Origin of the sequence: Bradyrhizobium sp. CCGB12, from assembly GCF_024199845.1 — a bacterium.
GTDB lineage: Bacteria > Pseudomonadota > Alphaproteobacteria > Rhizobiales > Xanthobacteraceae > Bradyrhizobium.
Genome location: NZ_JANADO010000001.1, coordinates 1065842 through 1083636 on the forward strand (window position 1 = coordinate 1065842; position 17795 = coordinate 1083636).

Annotated in this window: 17 protein-coding genes; 5 read left to right on the forward strand and 12 right to left on the reverse strand. The window is 63.5% G+C overall.

Going from position 1 to position 17795, the window contains the following annotated elements:
- Window positions 1–4 precede the first annotated feature (4 nt).
- The 3 genes from NLM27_RS04910 to xoxF5 form a co-directional block, all read right to left on the reverse strand.
- Window positions 5–1114 (reverse strand): S-(hydroxymethyl)glutathione dehydrogenase/class III alcohol dehydrogenase, encoded by a 1110-nt coding sequence (locus NLM27_RS04910; RefSeq protein ID WP_254142273.1) that lies wholly within the window; start codon window positions 1112–1114, stop codon window positions 5–7.
- A gap of 60 nt (window positions 1115–1174) precedes the next feature.
- Complete coding sequence (locus NLM27_RS04915) at window positions 1175–1696, reverse strand: c-type cytochrome, methanol metabolism-related (protein ID WP_256569930.1); 522 nt, start codon at window positions 1694–1696, stop codon at window positions 1175–1177.
- A gap of 81 nt (window positions 1697–1777) precedes the next feature.
- Window positions 1778–3583, reverse strand: coding sequence for a lanthanide-dependent methanol dehydrogenase XoxF5 (gene xoxF5 / locus NLM27_RS04920; RefSeq protein WP_254142274.1), 1806 nt, complete (start codon window positions 3581–3583; stop codon window positions 1778–1780).
- Window positions 3584–4095: 512 nt separating this feature from the next.
- Here xoxF5 and NLM27_RS04925 point away from each other — a divergent pair.
- A complete protein-coding gene (locus NLM27_RS04925) occupies window positions 4096–5064 on the forward strand; it encodes a helix-turn-helix domain-containing protein (RefSeq protein WP_254142275.1) in 969 nt (322 codons plus the stop codon).
- A 68-nt stretch (window positions 5065–5132) separates the two neighbouring features.
- Here NLM27_RS04925 and NLM27_RS04930 read toward each other — a convergent pair whose 3' ends face one another.
- The 6 genes from NLM27_RS04930 to NLM27_RS04955 form a co-directional block, all read right to left on the reverse strand.
- Window positions 5133–5558, reverse strand: coding sequence for a hypothetical protein (locus tag NLM27_RS04930; RefSeq protein ID WP_254142276.1), 426 nt, complete (start codon window positions 5556–5558; stop codon window positions 5133–5135).
- A 139-nt stretch (window positions 5559–5697) separates the two neighbouring features.
- Entirely contained in the window at window positions 5698–6699 is a 1002-nt protein-coding gene (locus NLM27_RS04935; protein WP_254142277.1) for a tripartite tricarboxylate transporter substrate binding protein, read from the reverse strand.
- Between the two features lie 104 nt (window positions 6700–6803).
- Complete coding sequence (locus NLM27_RS04940) at window positions 6804–7820, reverse strand: FUSC family protein (RefSeq protein ID WP_254142278.1); 1017 nt, start codon at window positions 7818–7820, stop codon at window positions 6804–6806.
- Window positions 7821–8024: 204 nt separating this feature from the next.
- Window positions 8025–8954, reverse strand: coding sequence for an ABC transporter substrate-binding protein (locus tag NLM27_RS04945; RefSeq protein WP_254142279.1), 930 nt, complete (start codon window positions 8952–8954; stop codon window positions 8025–8027).
- The gene (locus tag NLM27_RS04950; RefSeq protein WP_254142280.1) at window positions 8951–9307 is read right to left on the reverse strand and encodes a cytochrome c; all 357 of its coding nucleotides are present in this window, start codon (window positions 9305–9307) and stop codon (window positions 8951–8953) included. The genes NLM27_RS04945 and NLM27_RS04950 overlap by 4 nt, the downstream gene beginning before the upstream one ends.
- Window positions 9308–9318: 11 nt before the next feature.
- Window positions 9319–10983 carry a methanol/ethanol family PQQ-dependent dehydrogenase gene (locus NLM27_RS04955; protein ID WP_254142281.1) on the reverse strand — a complete coding sequence of 555 codons (1665 nt, stop codon included), beginning with the start codon at window positions 10981–10983 and terminating at the stop codon, window positions 9319–9321.
- A gap of 338 nt (window positions 10984–11321) precedes the next feature.
- Between NLM27_RS04955 and NLM27_RS04960 the strand changes: the two genes are divergently transcribed.
- The 3 genes from NLM27_RS04960 to pqqA all read left to right on the forward strand — a co-directional run bounded on the left by NLM27_RS04960 (window position 11322) and on the right by pqqA (window position 12466).
- Complete coding sequence (locus NLM27_RS04960) at window positions 11322–11714, forward strand: calcium-binding protein (protein WP_254142282.1); 393 nt, start codon at window positions 11322–11324, stop codon at window positions 11712–11714.
- 123 nt (window positions 11715–11837) lie between these two features.
- Entirely contained in the window at window positions 11838–12161 is a 324-nt protein-coding gene (locus NLM27_RS04965) for a hypothetical protein (RefSeq protein WP_254142283.1), read from the forward strand.
- A gap of 224 nt (window positions 12162–12385) precedes the next feature.
- Window positions 12386–12466 carry a pyrroloquinoline quinone precursor peptide PqqA gene (pqqA, locus tag NLM27_RS04970; protein WP_008562446.1) on the forward strand — a complete coding sequence of 27 codons (81 nt, stop codon included), beginning with the start codon at window positions 12386–12388 and terminating at the stop codon, window positions 12464–12466.
- Between the two features lie 194 nt (window positions 12467–12660).
- Here pqqA and NLM27_RS04975 read toward each other — a convergent pair whose 3' ends face one another.
- Window positions 12661–15828 (reverse strand): efflux RND transporter permease subunit, encoded by a 3168-nt coding sequence (locus NLM27_RS04975; RefSeq protein WP_254142284.1) that lies wholly within the window; start codon window positions 15826–15828, stop codon window positions 12661–12663.
- Entirely contained in the window at window positions 15821–16744 is a 924-nt protein-coding gene (locus NLM27_RS04980; RefSeq protein WP_254148757.1) for an efflux RND transporter periplasmic adaptor subunit, read from the reverse strand. The genes NLM27_RS04975 and NLM27_RS04980 overlap by 8 nt, the downstream gene beginning before the upstream one ends.
- 357 nt (window positions 16745–17101) lie before the next feature.
- Here NLM27_RS04980 and NLM27_RS04985 point away from each other — a divergent pair, with 357 nt between their 5' ends.
- Window positions 17102–17311: a hypothetical protein gene (locus NLM27_RS04985; protein ID WP_130211758.1), complete on the forward strand. Its 210-nt coding sequence runs from the start codon at window positions 17102–17104 to the stop codon at window positions 17309–17311.
- 132 nt (window positions 17312–17443) lie between these two features.
- Here the strand turns inward: NLM27_RS04985 and NLM27_RS04990 are convergent, their stop codons facing one another.
- A complete protein-coding gene (locus NLM27_RS04990) occupies window positions 17444–17791 on the reverse strand; it encodes a hypothetical protein (protein WP_254142285.1) in 348 nt (115 codons plus the stop codon).
- Window positions 17792–17795: the final 4 nt, after the last annotated feature.

Below are 17795 nucleotides of genomic sequence, written 5' to 3' on the forward strand. Positions count from 1 at the left end.
TGAGCTAGAACACGACGACGGAACGGATGGATTTGCCCTCATGCATGAGGTCAAAGCCCTTGTTGATCTCATCGAGCTTGAGCACGTGGGTGATCATCGGATCGATCTGGATCTTTCCGTTCATGTACCAGTCGACGATCTTCGGCACGTCGGTGCGGCCGCGCGCGCCGCCGAAAGCAGTGCCACGCCAGTTGCGGCCGGTGACGAGCTGGAACGGGCGGGTGGCGATCTCCTTGCCGGATTCGGCAACGCCGATGATGATCGAGGTGCCCCAGCCGCGATGGCAGGCTTCCAGCGCCTGGCGCATCACCGTGGTATTGCCGGTGCAGTCGAAGGTGTAGTCGGCGCCGCCGTCGGTGAGGCCGACGAGGTGCTGGACGATATCGCCGGTGACCTTCTTCGGGTTGACGAACTCGGTCATGCCGAACCGGCGGCCCCAATCCTCCTTGGCGTCGTTGATGTCGACGCCGATGATCTTGTCGGCGCCGGCCATCTTGGCGCCCTGGATCACGTTGAGGCCGATGCCGCCGAGGCCGAACACGACCACGTTGGAGCCCGGCGTCACCTTCGCGGTGTTGACGACGGCGCCGACACCGGTGGTGACGCCGCAGCCGATGTAGCAGCTCTTGTCGAACGGCGCGTCCTCGCGGATCTTGGCGACCGCGATCTCCGGCAGCACGGTGAAGTTCGAGAAGGTTGAGCAGCCCATATAGTGGTAGACCGGCTTGCCCTTGTAGGAGAAGCGGCTGGTGCCGTCGGGCATCACGCCCTTGCCCTGCGTCGCGCGGATCGCGGTGCAGAGATTCGTCTTCTGGCTGAGGCAGCTTTTGCACTGCCGGCATTCCGGCGTGTAGAGCGGGATGACGTGGTCGCCCGGTTTCACCGAGGTCACGCCGGGACCGATCTCGCGGATGATGCCGGCGCCTTCATGGCCCAGGATCGACGGGAAGATTCCTTCGCTGTCGAAGCCGTCGAGCGTATAGGCGTCGGTATGGCAGATGCCCGTGGCCTTGATCTCGACCAGGACTTCGCCGGCCTTCGGTCCTTCCAGGTCGACCTCGACGATCTCGAGCGGCTTCTTTGCTTCGAAAGCGACGGCGGCGCGTGTCTTCATCGTAAACTCCTCAAATCCTCGTAGAATGCCAGGACGCCGTCTCGGCAATCCCAGCAACGTTCACTTATGGCCCATGCAGGCGTCTTCCGCCTTGGTGTAGGCCTCCGGCTTCTCCTCCTTCTTGGAGGGACGCTGCCGGCCCCATGCTTCGGTGGAGCGGGCGCGCAGATAGACGTAGAGATCGTCCATGTAGCAGGCGACGTTCGGATTGTCCCCGAAGGCCGGCATGACGTTCTCTTGCGCCGTCGAGATGTTCTTGCGACCGGAAGCGACCACGCCGAGGAAGTCGCCATAGCTCATGGTCTTGACGGAGTCCTTCAGTGCCGGTGCGTAGGTGGAGCCCATGCCGTCCGGGCCATGGCAGACGTGGCAGTCGGAATGGTAGCGGCGGTATCCGGAATAGGTGAACCAGTCCACGGTGCCGTCGGCCGAAATCTTGTAGGTCGGGGTCCCTTCCTTATCGAGCCACTTTCCATCGTCTTCCTTCTTCACCGCGGTCGGGTCTCCCGGACCGTCCGCAACAGCAATTCCCCCCGAGGTCACGAAGATGATCGCAGCAATGACAGAGCAGATTTTACGCAAGAGTTTGTCCTCGAAGGCGTTCGTTGGAGACGAGCCGGCGCGTGGAGTTGATCCACGCGCCGGAGCGATGCTGAGCGAGGCCTAGTTCGGCAGCGAGAACACGGTCAGCGTGCCGCCGAGCGCCGTGTAGTTGCTGAGGGCCGCGTAGCCACCGACAGCGCCGAGACCGGCGGTCGGATCGGTCAGACCTGCGGCGAGACCGATGCCGGCCCAGCCACCCACGCCGGAGAGCACGGCTACGTACTGCTTGCCATTGTTCTCATAGGTGGTGACGTTGCCGATGATGCCGGAGGGAGTCTTGAACTTGTAGAGCTCCTTGCCGGACTTGGCATCGACTGCCTTCAGGTAGCCTTCGAGCGTGCCGTAGAACACCACGCCGCCGGCGGTCGCGAGCGCACCCGACCAGACCGAGAACTGCTCCTTGTTCGACCAGACGATCTTGCCGGTCTTGTTGTCCCAGGCGATGAAGTTGCCCATATGGCTTTCACCCTGCGGCGGATACATCGAGAGCGTCGCACCCACATAGGGCTGGCCCGCGGTGTAGCTCACCTTGAACGGTTCGTAGTCCATGCAGACGTGGTTGGTCGGAACGTAGAACAGCTGCGTGTCCGGCGAGTAGGCTGCCGGCTGCTCGTCCTTGGTGCCGAGCGCGGCCGGGCAGATGCCCTTCACGTTGACGTCCTCGCCCGCCTTGTCGGTCGAAGCTGCATCGAGCACCTTCGGACGGCCATAGGTCGGCGAGCTCTTGTTCATGTCGACACCGGAGGTCCAGTTCACCTTCGGATCGTACTTTTCGGCGACCAGCAGCTCGCCGCTCTCACGGTCCATGGTGTAGGCGAGACCGTTGCGGTCGAAGTGGGTCAGGAGCTTGCGGGGCTGTCCGTTGATCTGCTGATCCGTGAGAATCATCTCGTTGACGCCGTCATAGTCCCATTCGTCATGGGGCGTCATCTGGTAGACCCACTTGGCCATGCCGGTGTCCGCGTCGCGCGCGAAAATGGTCATCGACCATTTGTTGTCACCCGGACGCTGCTTCGGATTCCAGGTCGAGGGATTGCCCGACCCGTAATAGACCATGTTCAGAGCGGGATCGTAGGAGATCCAGCCCCAGGTGCAGCCGCCGCCGATCTTCCACTGATCGCCTTGCCAGGTCTTCAAGCTGGAGTCGGGTCCGACGGGCTTGCCGAGCGACATCGTCTTGACCGGATCAAGCTTGATCTGGTCATCCGGACCTTCGGAATAGGCACGCCAGACTTGCTTGCCGCTCTTGAGGTCGTAAGCGGTGACGTGGCACTGCACGCCGAATTCACCACCGGAGATGCCGACCAGGACCTTGTCCTTGACGACCAGCGCGGCCGACGTACCGGTCTCGCCCTTCGCAGGATTGCCGTTGGTCGCCGACCAGGCCACCTGGCCGGTCTTGGCGTCGAGCGCGACGAGGTTGGTATCGGCCTGATGCAGGATGATCTTGCCGTCCCCGTAGGACAGGCCGCGGTTGACCGTATCGCAGCACATCACCGGGATGACGTTCGGGTCCTGCTTCGGCTCGTACTTCCAGACGATCTTGTTCTCGTTGGAAAGGTCAATGGCATAGACCTTGTTCGGGAACGGCGTGTGGACGTACATCATGTTGCCGATGATCAGCGGGCCGCCCTCATGGCCACGCAGCACGCCGGTCGAGAATGTCCAGGCGACCTGAAGCTTCCCGACGTTCTGTGCAGTGATCTGGTTCAGCTTGGAATAGCGGGTATTGGCGTAGTCGCCGGCCGGCATCACCCAGTCTTTCGGGTTCTGCGACATCTTGATCAGCTCATCATTGGCTGAGGCGCTGCCGACGGCGAGAGCCGCCGCGGAGCCAAGATAGGTCGCCAGTAGCACCTTGCGCATAGTTATTCCTCCGTTGGTCTCGTTTATTGTTTCCGAAGCATTGCTCAATCACCGGGCTTCTCGTCCGGCGTCTGCTCGTGCAGGGCGGTCACGTTGGGACCAGAAACGATGCTGTGCTGTTTCCTCCTCCTGATGAGAGCCACGGGTCCACGTGCAGGAGCGGCCCGTTCTTGTTGTTCCTGCTGCAATCCCTAACCACTTCGCCACCGGGAAACTTGCCCAAGAGAGAAGCCGGTTTGCTTGACAGCGCACGGACGCGAAGATTTTGATTTTGCAGTAGCGAATTCAGCGGCTTCTACGTTGCCTCGGGGCGCCTTCGACGACTCAGGTTCCCCTTGACGGCGGTGCAACTAAGGCGGAGGATTAACCTTGAAGGGCGGCAACGGACGATGGCGCGCGTTGCAACAGACCGCTCAAATTCGAGGTAAACGTCACGCAACCACGGCTGAGGGCTTCGGCAGCGCTGGTCGCGATTCGCGTCAAAGCTCCGGATCAAACCAGTGGCTGGATTAATGTCCGACACAATTCACACGCTCTCGACGACCGGACTGACGCCGAAGCGGCAGATCCAGAGCTGGATCGACGGACTGACGAGCCTGTGTGGGCATTTCGACGTCGATCCGCTGGAGGCGTCGTCGCTCGAAGGCCGTATCGACTACACCACGGTCTCGCGCCTGAAGCTCTGCCAGATCGAGGTGAGCCAGCATCGCATCGCGCACACGCTGGCGCGTGCCAAGGCGAACGAACACCCGTACATCAAGATCCATTTCCAGACCTACGGCGTGTCCTATTTCGAGCAGGAAGGCCGCCACATCGAGCTGAACCCCGGCGACATTATCGCCTATGACGTCTCCTGCCCGCATTCGATCATCAGCCCCGCCTTCACGCGCCACGACGTGGTGATCGTGCCCAAAGCCCTGCTGCGCGACCGCGGGTTTCCGTCGCAGCGGATGCCTGCGTGCAAATTGTCGGCGAGGACCGGGACGGGGCGAATCGCCCATGATTTCGTCCACGCGACCTTCGATGAGGCAGCAAAGCTGTCGGCGAACAGCGCCGTCGGCGTTGCCGATTCGCTGATCGATCTCCTGCTGCTGCCGCTGCGCGAAGCCGACACGATGTTCGACCGTGTCGGGCCCGAGGCGATGTATGTGCGCGCGCAGTTCTTCATCCGCGAGCATCTGCGCGATCCGGACCTGTGCATCGACCAGATCTCCGCCGAGCTCGGCTGCTCCAAGCGCTATCTGCACATGCTGTTCTCCGAGCGCGGCACCACCGTGAGCGACTACATCTGGCAGGCGCGCTTGCAGAACTGTCGTCAAGAGCTCGAGGCTCACGCCGGCAAGACCATCACCGACGTCGCGTTCTCCTGGGGCTTCTCCAGCTCATCGCATTTCAGCCGCGTGTTCCGGAAATATTTCGGCGTCGTGCCGTCCTCGATCCACAAGGCGCAACAGAGCGCGGCGAGCGCCGACGAACATTAGGCGGGCCGCGTCGCGGCCGGGCGCGCCGATAGGGCGCGCAGGTCGCGTGCCGGCGGCCGTGATGTCTCTCAGGCCGGCATGGCGATGTAGGGAATGCTGGTCACGAGAGCGACGAGCAGCACCGCGTTGCCCAGCATGCCGCTCCAATGCAGCCGGCGCAGCCGACGCGGGGCTTCGGCATCGCCGGCATCCCTTGCGCTGAGCTGGTCGTCCATCCGCTGCATGAACCAGCGGCGTCCCCAGATCGCCAGGCCCGCGATCAGGCCAACGCCGATCGCGGCCATCAGGCGGCCGTCGAGCAGGAAAGCCACCGTTCCGATGACGCCGACAACGCGCATCACCAGAAAATGGGCGTTGAACATTCCGCGTAGCAACTGGGCGACGGGCTGGATATCGAGCTTCACCAGCAGGAAGGCGGGCGAAGCCAGCGTGAAATAGCCCATCGGAAAGAGCAGGATGATCATAACGGCGACGGCGACGGCATCCGGTGTCATACGATCAGCCTTTCTCGTCCGCGCCGGTGAGGGCTGTCGACGCGAGGGCACAATCATAGCGCGAAAATGGGCGTTCGACACTAGGCTTTGGTTGGACACCGGGCCGCGAAGGGCATCCGGCGCGCCTGCGCGGTGCGGTTCAGGCCGGCTCGAGACCGAGTGACTTTGCGCTCTCGATCCAGATCGGCAGCTCGCGCTGGTACAGCTCGTTGGTGTCCTTGAAACCGATCGCAGGCTCGAGCACGAAAGTGGCGAGAACCTCCTTCACCTTCGGATCGTTGTTGGCGGCGACACAGAGCTCGGCAAGGCGGTCGACGATCGGCTGCGGCGTCGCCTTCGGCACCGCCCAGCCGGAGAAGCCGCTCACGGTGAAGAATTTCGACGTCGCGCCCTGCTCAGGGAGGGTCTTGACATCAGGGATCGCGCCGACCTTCTTGGAATGCACGGCGAACACGGTGCCGCGATCGCTTTGCAGGACGGATTGTGCGGCAGTGAAGCTGCCCATCGCGGCATCGAGGGTACCTTCCAGCAGTCCCGTCCACATCGGGGCCTCACCGCGATAGTGGACCGGCTCGATGGAAAGGCCGTATTGCTTGTTGAGCTCGCTGATCGTCATGTGCGGGGCCGAGCCCGCGCTGTAGGTGCCGAAGTTCACCTTGCCGCTCTTGCGCGCGAAGGCGACGAAATCCTCCAGCGTCTTGACGCCAGTTTTCGGGTTCGCCACCAGCAAGAGGCCGGCGCCGGGAATGACGCTGACGAGGGTCAGATCCCTGTCCATGTCGTAGCCTGGATTCTTCATCACCACCCGATTCATGATGTAGGTGGTCGAGATCGAGCACAGCACGGTGTGGCCGTCGGGCTCCGCGCGGGCGACCTCTGCGGTGCCGATCGCACCGGAGGCGCCGGGCTTGTTCTCGACGACGACGGTCTTGCCGACTTGCTTGGCGATGAATTCGCCATAGGCGCGTGCCAGCAGGTCGGTCTGTCCGCCGGCGGGATAGCTGCAAATCATGCGGATCTGCCGCGATGGCCAGGTACCTTGCGATGCAGCCTGCGCCGAGGCGCCACGTGTGACGAAAGGCATCGCGAGTACGCTGGTGCCGGCGGCGACGAAGCGGCGGCGATCGAGCTTTGCAGACATGTTTTTCTCCCCGATTTGTGCCGAGGGTACTGCATCGAGCCGTCTCTGCCATGACCGACAGGCGAGACAGATTGGCGCATTGGACGGACCGCGCCCTGTTCGCCTCATCCAGGCGGTCGCGCCTTCCGCATGACGCGCAGCCAGACGGTCTCGGTCAAGGCCACTGCAACGAGGCCGAAGGTGCCGCCGATCAGCACGTTGGTGATGCGCTCTTCCGCGATGCCGCTGGCGCCGCCGGCAAAGGAGGCTGCGAGCGCGATGAAGAAGCAGCGCAGGCCGAAACCGACGATGTAGCGCGAGAACGAGATCAGGGTGAGGGTGGCCGCGAGAACGGCGAATGCATAGCCGACCCGGCTTTGCGGCAGCGCGATGCCGGCGAGGAAGCCGAGCGGCACCCCGACGAATGCGCCGATCGCGCGCTGCTTCAGCTTGCCGGTCGACGCGGAGAGATCGCCGACGATCACGCTTGCGGCCGACCACATGACCCATTGCCCCTGTGCGAGGTCGAGTATCTCCACCAGCGCCGCCGCGGCGAAGACCGCCATGGTCGTCGCGATTGCCGGCAGAAACCACTCGGCCGCGGGCAGCCCGAGCGAGGCCGCGGCGCCACCGCCGCGTCGGCGCAGGTCGTAGATCTGGATAGCGCAGACCAGCACCAGCGCGATCGGCGAGGACAGGAGGATCATGCCGGCGTGACGCAATGCTTCCGCGGCGCTCACGCCCTCCCGCACCTCGCAGGCTAGATAGACGGCGGGGATGAATACCCAATTGCCGAGAGTGCGGAAATGTTCGCCGTAGCGCGTCGCCGCCACTGCAAGGAAGCCGGCAAGCGCCGTCAGCACCACGAATAGCGGCTTGATGGGGCTTGCGAGGAAGAGAGCGGCAAAGGTGATGAGAATGGCAAGGTAGTGCCACGCGACCACTTTGGGCGCCAGGTGCAGCCTGAGCGCGGGAATGAGCAGCGAGACCGCGATCAGCCCGAGATTGAGCAGCGCCGTCTCGCGCGAAGCGAAATAGGCCACGACAAACGGGCCGACGACGATCAGCGCCCGCACGAGCTCGCCGGTCTTGATTTCGCGGGACAGCGCGTCGCGGAGGCTTGCGGCGGACGAGGCGTTCAAGATGGCACCGACGGTCGAATGAAACGCCGGTATCATACGGTTCACGGCGCCGCTAGGCGAGTCGATGCCATTGTGCTCGCCGCTAACCGCATCGTCATTCCGGGATGCGTGCGTAGCACGCAGGCCCGGAATCCATGAGGCCGCATGCGCCGTGGACCCATGGATTCCGGGTTCGCCCTGCGGGCGCCCCGGAATGACGAAATCTCAGCGCTGAATGATCTTCATCCAGACATCGCCGAGGATCGCAGGCTCGCGCGGCGGCAGATAGGTGAGGCCGGCCTGTTTGCCGAGTTCGGCGACCTTGCCTTCGGCGGCAAGCTGGCCAAGCGCCGTGTTGACGGCCTCGATCAGGGCGGGGTCGCTGGCAAGCCCGACATAGCCGCGATTGGCGCCGATCGGGTAGTAGTAGCCGGACGCCGTGATCGGCGTATCAGGCTGGGCGGCGCGATGGGCATCGAGGCGCGCAAGGTCGATCAGCGTCGCGTCATAGTCGCCGCGCTGGAGTGCGCCGAAGAGGTCATCGCGGCCGGGCACGAGATGAGTGATGTTGTCGATCAGGCGCCCTTTGTCGAAGGTCATCAGGATGGCATCGCCGAGTGAGCCGCTTTCGATGACGAGGCGAAGTCCGGCGAGGTCGCCGATGTCGCCGATCTTGCGGCCCTTCGCCTTCGGCCCGAGCACCACCGTCATCGGCGAGTAAACATAGGGCTGGCTCGGCGCGAGCACGCCGAGTTCGACGCGGCGACGCCGGTCTTCGCGCTTGGCCCCGGCGAAATCGGGCAGGCGCGCCGTCTTCATGCCGGGCTTGACGAGAGAATCCGTCGTCAGCGCATAACCGCCGACCAGCGCGCAGCGGCCGTCCGAGAGCAGCGCATTGGCCTCGAGCTGCGGGCTGGAATCTTCATCGAGTTTGCTCTCGAACCACTGGATCGTCAGCGGCCGTCGCAGGCGCTCGGCGACCGCCTGTGCCAGCAGCACGTCGAAGCCCGCATCCGACTTGCCGCGGTGATGCACTGAGAGCGGCGGCCTGTCCTCGTCGAGACAGATCTTCAGCGGATCCTCGGCCGCGCGCGCAACAATGGGCGCCGCCGCGAGGATCACGGCAACGGTCCACGCGGCAAACCAGCGCCTCATGGTTTCCTCCGGCTCGAGACAAAGGCCCAGAGATTGCCGATCTCGTCGTCGCTGAGGATGTCGGCCCATGGCGGCATCTTGTTGTTCTTGCCGTTCTTCACCGTGGTGACGAAGCGTGTCTTGTCGTCGGGAAAGGCACGCAAGTCCGGCGTGATCGTGCCGGAGTTCATCATGTTGGGGCCGTGGCAGTGTGAGCATTTCGAGGCATAGGTCGACTTGCCATGGTCGATCTGCGCCTGCATGGAATTGCCGGTGGCGTCGTCCGCGGCACGAACGGTCGCCGCAAGCGCGACCGTCAGCACCGCGACGGCGGCGAGCATCGCCGCCGTCTTGTAAGATGTTTCTTTCAGCATCGTGCCTGTGGTTACTTCTTGACCGCAAAGACCCACAGCGAGCCGCCGGGTGGCACCTGAGCCAACCGCTCGTCGCCGGAGAACAGCGAGTAGACGCCGCCATAGCCGCTCGTCACTGCGACGTACTGCACGCCGTCCTGCTGCCAGGTGACCGGCTGTCCCTCGATGCCGGAGCCGGTCTGGAACTGCCAGAGCTTCTTGCCGGTGTCGGCGTCGAAGGCCTCGAACTCGCCAGTCAGCGCGCCCGAGAACACGACGCCCCCCGCGGTCGACAGCACGCCCGAGAAGCGCGGGATGTCGCTCGGCGCTTCCCACTTGGACTTGCCGGTCAAGGGATCGATTGCCTTCAGATGGCCGCGCGGGCCGTCACCCCACTCCCAGAGATCGGTGAGGTCCATGCCGAGATACCATTCACCCTGCTTGAAGGTGACGGGCTCGGTCTTGTACCTGCCGCCGAAGGCGAGGGTGTTGGCGTAGGCAAGGCCCGTCTGCGGATTGAACGACATCGGCTCCCAGTTCTTGCCGCCGAGGATCGACGGATAGACCGTGACCTTCTTGCCCTCGCGTGCGTCCTTCGAAACGTCGGTCTCGATCGGACGTCCCGTCTTCATGTCGATGCCGGTCGCCCAGTTGACCTTCACGTAAGGGTTGGCCGCGAGCAGCTTGCCGTTGGTGCGGTCGAGCACGTAGAAGAAGCCGTTGCGGTTGGCGTCCATCAGCACCTTGGTCGGCTTGCCTTCGACGTTCATGTCGGCGAGCACCATCTCGGCTACGCTGTCATAGTCGAACGGGTTGTTCGGCGAGAACTGGTAGTGCCACTTGATCTTGCCGGTCTTGGGATCCATCGCCAGCACGGAGCAGGTGTAGAGATTGTCGCCGGGGCGCACCGCGGAGTTGAACGGGCCGGGATTGCCGATACCCCAATAGACTGTGTTCAGCTCGGGGTCATAAGAGCCCGTGATCCAGGTCGAACCGCCGCCGAGCTTCCAGGTGTCGCCTTTCCACGTGTCGCCGCCGGGCTCGTCCGGCGAGGGGATCGAATGGGTGCGCCAGAGATGCTTGCCCGTCGCCGGATCCCAGCCGTCGATGAAGCCGCGCGTGCCGAACTCGGCGCCGGAGATGCCGGTGATGACGACACCGTCGGCGACCAGCGGGGCCACCGTCATCGAATAGCCTTCCTTGATGTCGGCGGCCTTCTGCCGCCACAGCTCCTTGCCGGTCTTGGCATCGAGCGCGATCACGTTGGCGTCGAGCGTGGTGCGGAACACCTTGCCGTCGTAGAGCGCGGCGCCGCGGTTGATGATGCCGCAGCAGACGATGCGAGGCGTCTCGGCGGGATACTCGACCTTGGTTTTCCAGATCTGCTTGCCGGTCTTGACGTCGACCGCCATGGTCGCATTGTGCGAGGTCACGTAGATCACGCCCTGGTACACCAGCGGTTGCGATTCCTCGCTGCGATCGTCGTTGAACGAGTAATTCCAGACCGGGACGAGATTCTTGACGGTGTCCTTGTTGATCTGGTTCAGCGTCGAGAAGCGCTGGAGATTGTAGCCCATCCCGTAGTTGAGAACGTTCGAAGTATCGGTCGCGCCCTTGACCAACTGCTCGGTGGTCTGTGCACTTGCACAAGTCGATGCAAGCATGACGAGGCTCGCGGCCATCGCAAAGCGTTTCATCCGTTCCTCCCAATATGCGCGTCTATTGACGCTGCGGGAACAACACTCGGCCCGAATGCAAAACGCGTCAATACGAAAGTCGAAAGTGCGACGCCTATATGTTGAACGCCAGATGCCAGTCACCTGACGGAAACCTTACAGCCCCACGCTCACTTGTGTGCAGACGCTGGAAAAATTCCGCGGCACGGAGCGGCCCGGATGGAAGCCGCTAGGCTGTCCCCGCCGGGGGGCGGCGAGTCGGGGCGCGCGCAGGTTGCAATTTTCGACTTGAACCAGGGCTCGTTTACGGACTTATTTCGGTTTGATCCCGTTCTAATCGAGGTCGTCAGGAGGTTTCGATGTTGTCACGTCGCTCAGTTGCGCTCGCGCTCACGGTTGCATTGCTGTCCGGTCCGGCCCTCGCGGCACCCGCCAGTGCCGTCAAGATGTTCGATACCGACAATGACGGCACGCTCGATCTCGCCGAGGTGAAGAAGGCGGCCAGCGCATTGTTCGCCAAGCTCGATCCCGATCGCGACGGCACGCTCGATGCACGCGAATTGCGCGGGCGGTTGTCGGCGAAGGAGCTCGCCGCCGCCGATCCTGATCGCGACGGGACCCTTACGCTCGACGAGTACCTGTCCGTGGTGGAGCAGCGCTTCAGTGCCGCCAATCCGGACAAGGACGGCACGCTCGATGCGAAGGAGCTGAAAACGCGGGCCGGCCGCGCGCTGTTGCGTCTGCTGCGCTGAAGTACCATCGGCCAGGAACCTAGTTCCGACCGGAAAGCTCGGAACATCGGGCTGCTCGGCCTGTTCTCTTCGCGACGTCCTGCTTGGCGCCGGGGCAGCGCGGCGGGAGAAGAGGAGAAGCAGATGAACACGAAACGTTCCGTTCTTGCTGCCTGCGCGATCCTAACGTTGAGCGCGGGCGTCGCCGTCGCTGGCCCGTGCAACACCGGCAGCGCCAGCACCGACAAGGATGCCGGTTCTGGTCCGGTCACCGTGGGTTCGGCGCAGTCACAGAGCTCATCGAGCGAAACGGGTCAGCATCCGCCGACCAGCACGATGAATCGCGCCAGCAGCGGCGCGGCTGCCTCGTCGGAAGATGCCCAGCGGCAGATGCAGAGCCAGCCAACCGCAGCGGATAGCGCGGGAGGTGCCAAGCCCAACACGCAAACAGCTGGCAAGGACTGTTGACGCGGCACAACTCGTGTCGATTCGGGCGTGGTGTGTCGGGCAAAGTCGCGTCGTTCAGCTCCGTGCTTGACCAAGAGCGAACTGGCTTTGCCCGAGAGAGAAGTGCGGCCGCGAAGAATCGACACAGACGCGTTCGGCGTTCGAATCGGCGCTTGAACTGCAGGGGACCCAGCCCTAGGTTTTGCCCCGCGCGATGTCGCGCTTAATACCTTGGGAGACCCCGAATGGCTTGGAAAGCTCCGAAGATCGTGGAAGTGCCGGTCGGCATGGAAATCAACATGTACGCCTGCGCTTCGCGCAAGTAAGACCGACGACCTGCCGCGGCTTCGACGGCAAACGCCGCCGAAGCCGTGGCAGTGTCGGGGATCGCCATCGCGTCTCATCACGTGGCACCCCCCGCGCCTTGCCGTTGATGCAAAGTCATATCTGATCGGGCTCGGTCCTCCCCCCGTAAAGAGCGGCCTTCGCTTTCCGCGCACCATTATGCGCTGACGCACGGTCAGCGCTGCTGCAGTATCTGAGGCTTGAAATCGTCGCGCTCCCGCGTGCCCTTGAAGCGCGCAAATCGAAGCGCCAGGGTCGGCAGCACCAGCAGGCTGAGTGCCATCGATGTCATCAGCCCCCCGAGGATGACGATCGCCATCGGCCCCTCGATTTCACGCCCCGGTTCTCCCGCGCCGATCGCGAGTGGAAGCAATCCCAGGCCGGTCACGAGTGACGTCATGAGAATCGGGACGAGACGGTCGGCCGCGCCCTCGATTGCGGTGTCGAGCCCCCACACGCGACCGTCGACCAGGACGAGGTGCTCGTAGTGAGAGATCATGAGGATGGAATTGCGCAGCGTGATGCCGAACAGCGTGACAAAGCCGACCATCGATCCGAGCGATAGGAGGCCACCGGTCAGCGCCAGTGCGAACACGCCACCGACGAAGGCGAACGGTAGGTTAATCATGACCAGCAACAGATTTCGCCAATGGCCGGTCACCATCGCAAGCAGAACGATGATCCCCGTCCCGGCAAGCAAGGAGTTGACGACGAGATCGCGCCGCGACCGGGCTTGGGCCTCAGCCGCTCCGGCAAATTCGATGCGGGTACCGGGCGGAAGCGTGACCTCGCGAGCCAGCTTGCGTTTGGCGGCGGCCACGAAGGATTCGAGGTCGCGTCCGCTGACATTCGACGTGACGGTCTGAACGCGCTGCGCATTCTGGTGCTGGATCTGATAGCGGCCCGAGGTTTCGTAAACGTCGGCGACTTGCTTCAGCAGAATGTAGGCACCGCTCGGTGTGCGCACCGGCAGGTCGTCGATCTGGGTGAGCCTGGCTCGGGCATGCGCATCAAGGATCACGATGATGTTGAAGACGGCATTGCCTTCATATCCCTGGCCGACGATGTCGCCCTGATAGGCGGTGCGGACCAATTCGAGGACCTCGACCGCATCGAGCCCCCAGCGCTGCAGATCGGTCGGCCGAAGCGTCACATTGACCTGCGGCATTCCGGGCGGCGTTCGCCGCTGCACATCCAGGGCGCCCCCAACCTCGTCGAGTTCGCGTGCGACATCGCGCGCGGCGCGATCGAGCGCGTCGAGGTCAGGCCCGTAGATGTTGATGACCACAGCCGCACTGAAGCCGGAGACGGTTTCCTCCACGCGCTCCGTCAAATAGGTCTTGCTCGAGAAGGAAACCCCGGGGAAGTCGGCCAGAGCGGCCCTGATGCGCGCTTCGGCTTCGGATTGTGCCCGACCCGAGAGTCCCGGCTCCAGATCGACCTCGAACTCGCTGGAATGCGGACCAACCGTGTCGATGCCGGCCTCGGCGCGGCCTGCATGCTGCGCCACCCTGCGAATACCTGGGATATGCCGGAGTGTATCCGTCATCAGTTTGCCGATGCGGAGGGATTCGTCGAGCGAGGTGCCGGGGATCGCGGAGACGTGCAGGATCAAATGGCCCTCCCGCAGATCGGGTAGGAAGGTCCCGCCGAAGAAAGGCAGCATTGCCGCGCCGGCGATCGTGATGGCCGCGGCTGCCGTCATCACCAGCTTCGGGTAACGGCCGATACGACGCAGCAAGGCGCGGTAGTAGCGACGGGACCACCGCACTGCCGGCGGTTCATGCAGGTGCCGTCCGCCATTTCGTCCGACGAGGAGCAGCATGGAGAGCGCCGGGGTGACGGTCAGGGCTACCGCGAGCGAGGCGATCACTGCGAGGATGTAAGCGATGCCCAGGGGGGCGAACAGTCGGCCGGCAATGCCGGAAAGCCCCAGGACCGGAACGAACACCAGCAGCACCGCAAATGTCGCATAGGCAACGGCGGTGCGTACTTCGAGGAAGGCGTCGAGCACGACGCGTGCCTCGGGTTTCGGCTCGGTGGCCAGGCGATTTTCGCGCAATCGACGTACGACGTTCTCGACGCCGATCACGGCGTCATCGACGACTTCGCCGATCGCGATTGCAAGGCCGCCCAGCGTCATTGTGTTGAGGGTTTCCCCCATCCATTGCAGTGCGAGCACGGCCGCAATCAACGACAGGGGGATGGCAGTGCAACTAATGATCGAGGTGCGCCAGTCGAACAGAAAGAGAAAGAGAACGACGACCACGAGCGCCCCGCCGATCAGCAGCGCGTAGAGCACGTTCTCTGTCGCCGCGTCGATGAAATTGGCAGGGCGAAATATGTCCGCATGGAGCTTGACCCCGTCGGCCTCGAGGCCGGGTCGCAACTCCTGCAGCGCGGCTTCCGCGCGCGTGGTGACCTCTCGCGTATTCGCGCCATATTGCTGGCTGACCATGAGCATGATGCCAGGTGAGCCGTCGATGAGCGCGGCTCCGATTGGCGGCTCGGGGGCAGTCACGACGGTGGCGACGTCGCCGAGAACCACGCTTGCGCCGCCCTCGTGCAGAAGAACGGTGCGGGCGAGCTGGTCGGGCGTCAGAGACTGTCCCTGGGTTTGCAGTGTGATGCGTTGATTGGCCGTATCGATGAAGCCGGCGCCTCGCACTCCGGTCGCCTTGCGCGCGGCGGCCAATACGTCGTTCAGGCCGACCCGGAACCGGATCAGATCGTCCGGGCGCACCTGAACCTGTAGTGATCTCACATCTTTGCCGTAAATGGAGACTTGCGCTACGCCCTGGACGGCCAGTAGCCGTCTTGCAACGGTCCAATCCGCAATGGTGCGCAGATCCATCAGCGAACGCTGGTCGGACGTCAGACCGATGACCAGCACCGTGCCGGCCAGCGGGGTCAATGGTGTCATTGACGGCGGTTGCACGCCTTGCGGCAGCCGCGCAGCGACGACGGCGAGACGCTCGGTCACCAATTGGCGCGCCCGATAGATGTCGCTGCGCGGCTGGAAGATGACGGTCACGACGGAGAGGCCCTGGATCGACGACGAGCGCAGACTCTCGACGCCGGCCAGGCCGTTGATCGACGTTTCGATCGGTTGCGTGACCAGGATCTCGACGTGCTCCGGGCTAAGGCCGGGGGCCTCGGTCTGGATCGTGACCTGCGGTGGCGCGAACTCGGGGAAGACTCCGTATTTGGCTTCGCCGAGCGCGAACAGGCCATAGCCCAGCAGCGCGAAGGACAGCGCGAGCACGATGCCGCGGAAGCGGATGGCGAACGCGACGAGAGCGGCTTGCGGCCCTGACAAACCGGAGCCGATGCCGTCAGTCATCGTCGCCGCCCCGAAGCTCGCTCTTGGCCTCTTCGGACAACAGGACCTGCGCGCCCCGCATGACGATTTCGGACCCGGATGGGATGTCCCGGACGACGTAATCGTCATCCGAGACCGGCTGATCCATGCTGATAGGGTGCCGTCGGAAGCTATCGGGGCTTACTCGCAGGTAAACCCATGATCGCCCCTGCCACCGCACGATCGCGGTGTCCTCGATGAACACGCCGTCGTAGGTGTTGCCTGACGGCACATAAACAATGGTGTTCATGCCGGGCAGCAGCCCGCTGTCGCCTGGCGCAGAGAAAAAATAGCTCAATCCCTGAATCCGGGGATCGGTGCGTGTTGCCGGGGACATGTATTGGAGATCGATATTCGCATTCCGCGTCGGCGCCTGCGCGAGAGCCGCTCCCGGCGCCGCAATGACAGTCGCGCCGGGCGGCAACGTCACCTGAACCAGAAATTGATCGCGCTCGATCAACCTGACAACGGAGGGTGCGCGCTCGACGATTCCCCGGCCGATCACCGGTCCCCACTCCTGCTGCGCCGTTGCCGCGAGAGTTCGGACCTGCGATTCCGCTGCGGTAAGCGCCGCCCTGTCGGCTCGCAAAGTCCCCTCTGCGATTTCGGCTTCCTTTTTTGGGAGAGCGGCGGAGTCGACCAGATTCTTGGTCCGTTCGAATGCGCTCTTGGCGACTTCAAGCTTGGCCTGCGCCGTCTGGAGTTGAGCCTGCGCATTGGCGTAGCTGTTGGTGAGCTCCGTAATGCGGGAGATGTCTAGCACCGCTCCATATGCGCGGATTTGCTCGGGATGCGGAGCGGCTTTTACGATCGCGGTTTCGAGGCCAACCTGCCCCTGCTGGCTCGACGTAAGCTTGACCGCCGGCTGGTCGTTGTTTGCAGGACGGGAAGGCTCCATGCGGCCCGAGTCCGATTTGTCCAACTGCGGTTGCGCGGCGACTTGCCGGGCGTGACCCGTGAAAGCCGTGATGCCGGCGACGCACGCCAGCAGATATGCGGCGACGCCGACGTCGCGCCAGGGAGGTTCTGTAAGTGCCATCAGCCTGTTAGCAGTTGTGGGGAACCAGCTTATTGACGAAACGAACGGGCGGCAAGGCGCTGGTTTCACGTCTTCCAATGGATGAAGGTCGGTGCATCCGATGGCGAGGCTGGAAAGTGAAGTTCTGCTCCGTCGCGGTCCGGATTGAAACTTCCCCCTCCTTGGAACGTAACCCTTTCGTGCTAATCTCCACCGCCCCTTGCGAGAGGATCCCGGATGAACCCGATTGACCTGGTGGTGACTGTGTGTGCGGTGCTCTCGCCTGCAACCTGCGAGGAGCAGCATCTGGTATTCAACTATTCCGGGTCGCCGCGGCAATGCGCGATGGCCGCGCCGCCCTATATCGCGCAATGGGTCGGCGAGCATCCGAAGTGGCATGCGGTGCGGTGGCGCTGCGAATATCCGCACCCGAACGACAAGGCGTGAGCCGCGCGTTACTCCAAGATCCTCATGGTGAGGAGCGCGAAGCGCGTCTCGAACCATGCAGGCCCGGCTCTCGCCCGCAGCCATCCTTCGAGATGCCTGCTTCGCAGGCTCCTCAGGATGAGGGAGGTGGCGCTACTTGGTGCAGTCCTTCAGATCCTTGTCGGCGATCGAGAATACCGCATCCGCCCTGATCTCGATGTCGCGAACGATGCACTGCCGCGCATTGGGATAGCTGACCTTGGCATCATAGCGGCCGGGCTCGACGCCGGTAATGCGCAGCCGCTCGTCGTGGTCGACCTCCTTGTCCTTGTCGTTCAAGCACTGGTTCGGACCCCAGTCGGTCTTGCCGGCCGGCGACAGCTGAAAGCCCGAGATCGTCTCCGTCGTCAGATTCCACAGCCGGATGCCCTTGCCCTTGGTCTGCGCGGCGGCTTCGCCGGCAAGCGTCAACAACGCGATCAAAGCCAGAACCCAACGCATCAGC

Excerpts from the sequence above, each read along its gene's own strand:
- NLM27_RS04965 (WP_254142283.1), top strand. The coding sequence starts at position 11,838 with ATGAACACGAAACGTTCCGTTCTTGCTGCCTGCGCGATCCTAACGTTG.
- NLM27_RS04985 (WP_130211758.1), top strand. The coding sequence starts at position 17,102 with ATGAACCCGATTGACCTGGTGGTGACTGTGTGTGCGGTGCTCTCGCCT.
- NLM27_RS04955 (WP_254142281.1), bottom strand. The coding sequence starts at position 10,983 with ATGAAACGCTTTGCGATGGCCGCGAGCCTCGTCATGCTTGCATCGACT.
- NLM27_RS04910 (WP_254142273.1), bottom strand. The coding sequence starts at position 1,114 with ATGAAGACACGCGCCGCCGTCGCTTTCGAAGCAAAGAAGCCGCTCGAG.
- NLM27_RS04960 (WP_254142282.1), top strand. The coding sequence starts at position 11,322 with ATGTTGTCACGTCGCTCAGTTGCGCTCGCGCTCACGGTTGCATTGCTG.
- NLM27_RS04930 (WP_254142276.1), bottom strand. The coding sequence starts at position 5,558 with ATGACACCGGATGCCGTCGCCGTCGCCGTTATGATCATCCTGCTCTTT.
- xoxF5 (WP_254142274.1), bottom strand. The coding sequence starts at position 3,583 with ATGCGCAAGGTGCTACTGGCGACCTATCTTGGCTCCGCGGCGGCTCTC.
- pqqA (WP_008562446.1), top strand. The coding sequence starts at position 12,386 with ATGGCTTGGAAAGCTCCGAAGATCGTGGAAGTGCCGGTCGGCATGGAA.
- NLM27_RS04945 (WP_254142279.1), bottom strand. The coding sequence starts at position 8,954 with ATGAGGCGCTGGTTTGCCGCGTGGACCGTTGCCGTGATCCTCGCGGCG.
- NLM27_RS04980 (WP_254148757.1), bottom strand. The coding sequence starts at position 16,744 with ATGGAGCCTTCCCGTCCTGCAAACAACGACCAGCCGGCGGTCAAGCTT.
- NLM27_RS04975 (WP_254142284.1), bottom strand. The coding sequence starts at position 15,828 with ATGACTGACGGCATCGGCTCCGGTTTGTCAGGGCCGCAAGCCGCTCTC.
- NLM27_RS04925 (WP_254142275.1), top strand. The coding sequence starts at position 4,096 with ATGTCCGACACAATTCACACGCTCTCGACGACCGGACTGACGCCGAAG.
- NLM27_RS04935 (WP_254142277.1), bottom strand. The coding sequence starts at position 6,699 with ATGTCTGCAAAGCTCGATCGCCGCCGCTTCGTCGCCGCCGGCACCAGC.
- NLM27_RS04990 (WP_254142285.1), bottom strand. The coding sequence starts at position 17,791 with ATGCGTTGGGTTCTGGCTTTGATCGCGTTGTTGACGCTTGCCGGCGAA.
- NLM27_RS04950 (WP_254142280.1), bottom strand. The coding sequence starts at position 9,307 with ATGCTGAAAGAAACATCTTACAAGACGGCGGCGATGCTCGCCGCCGTC.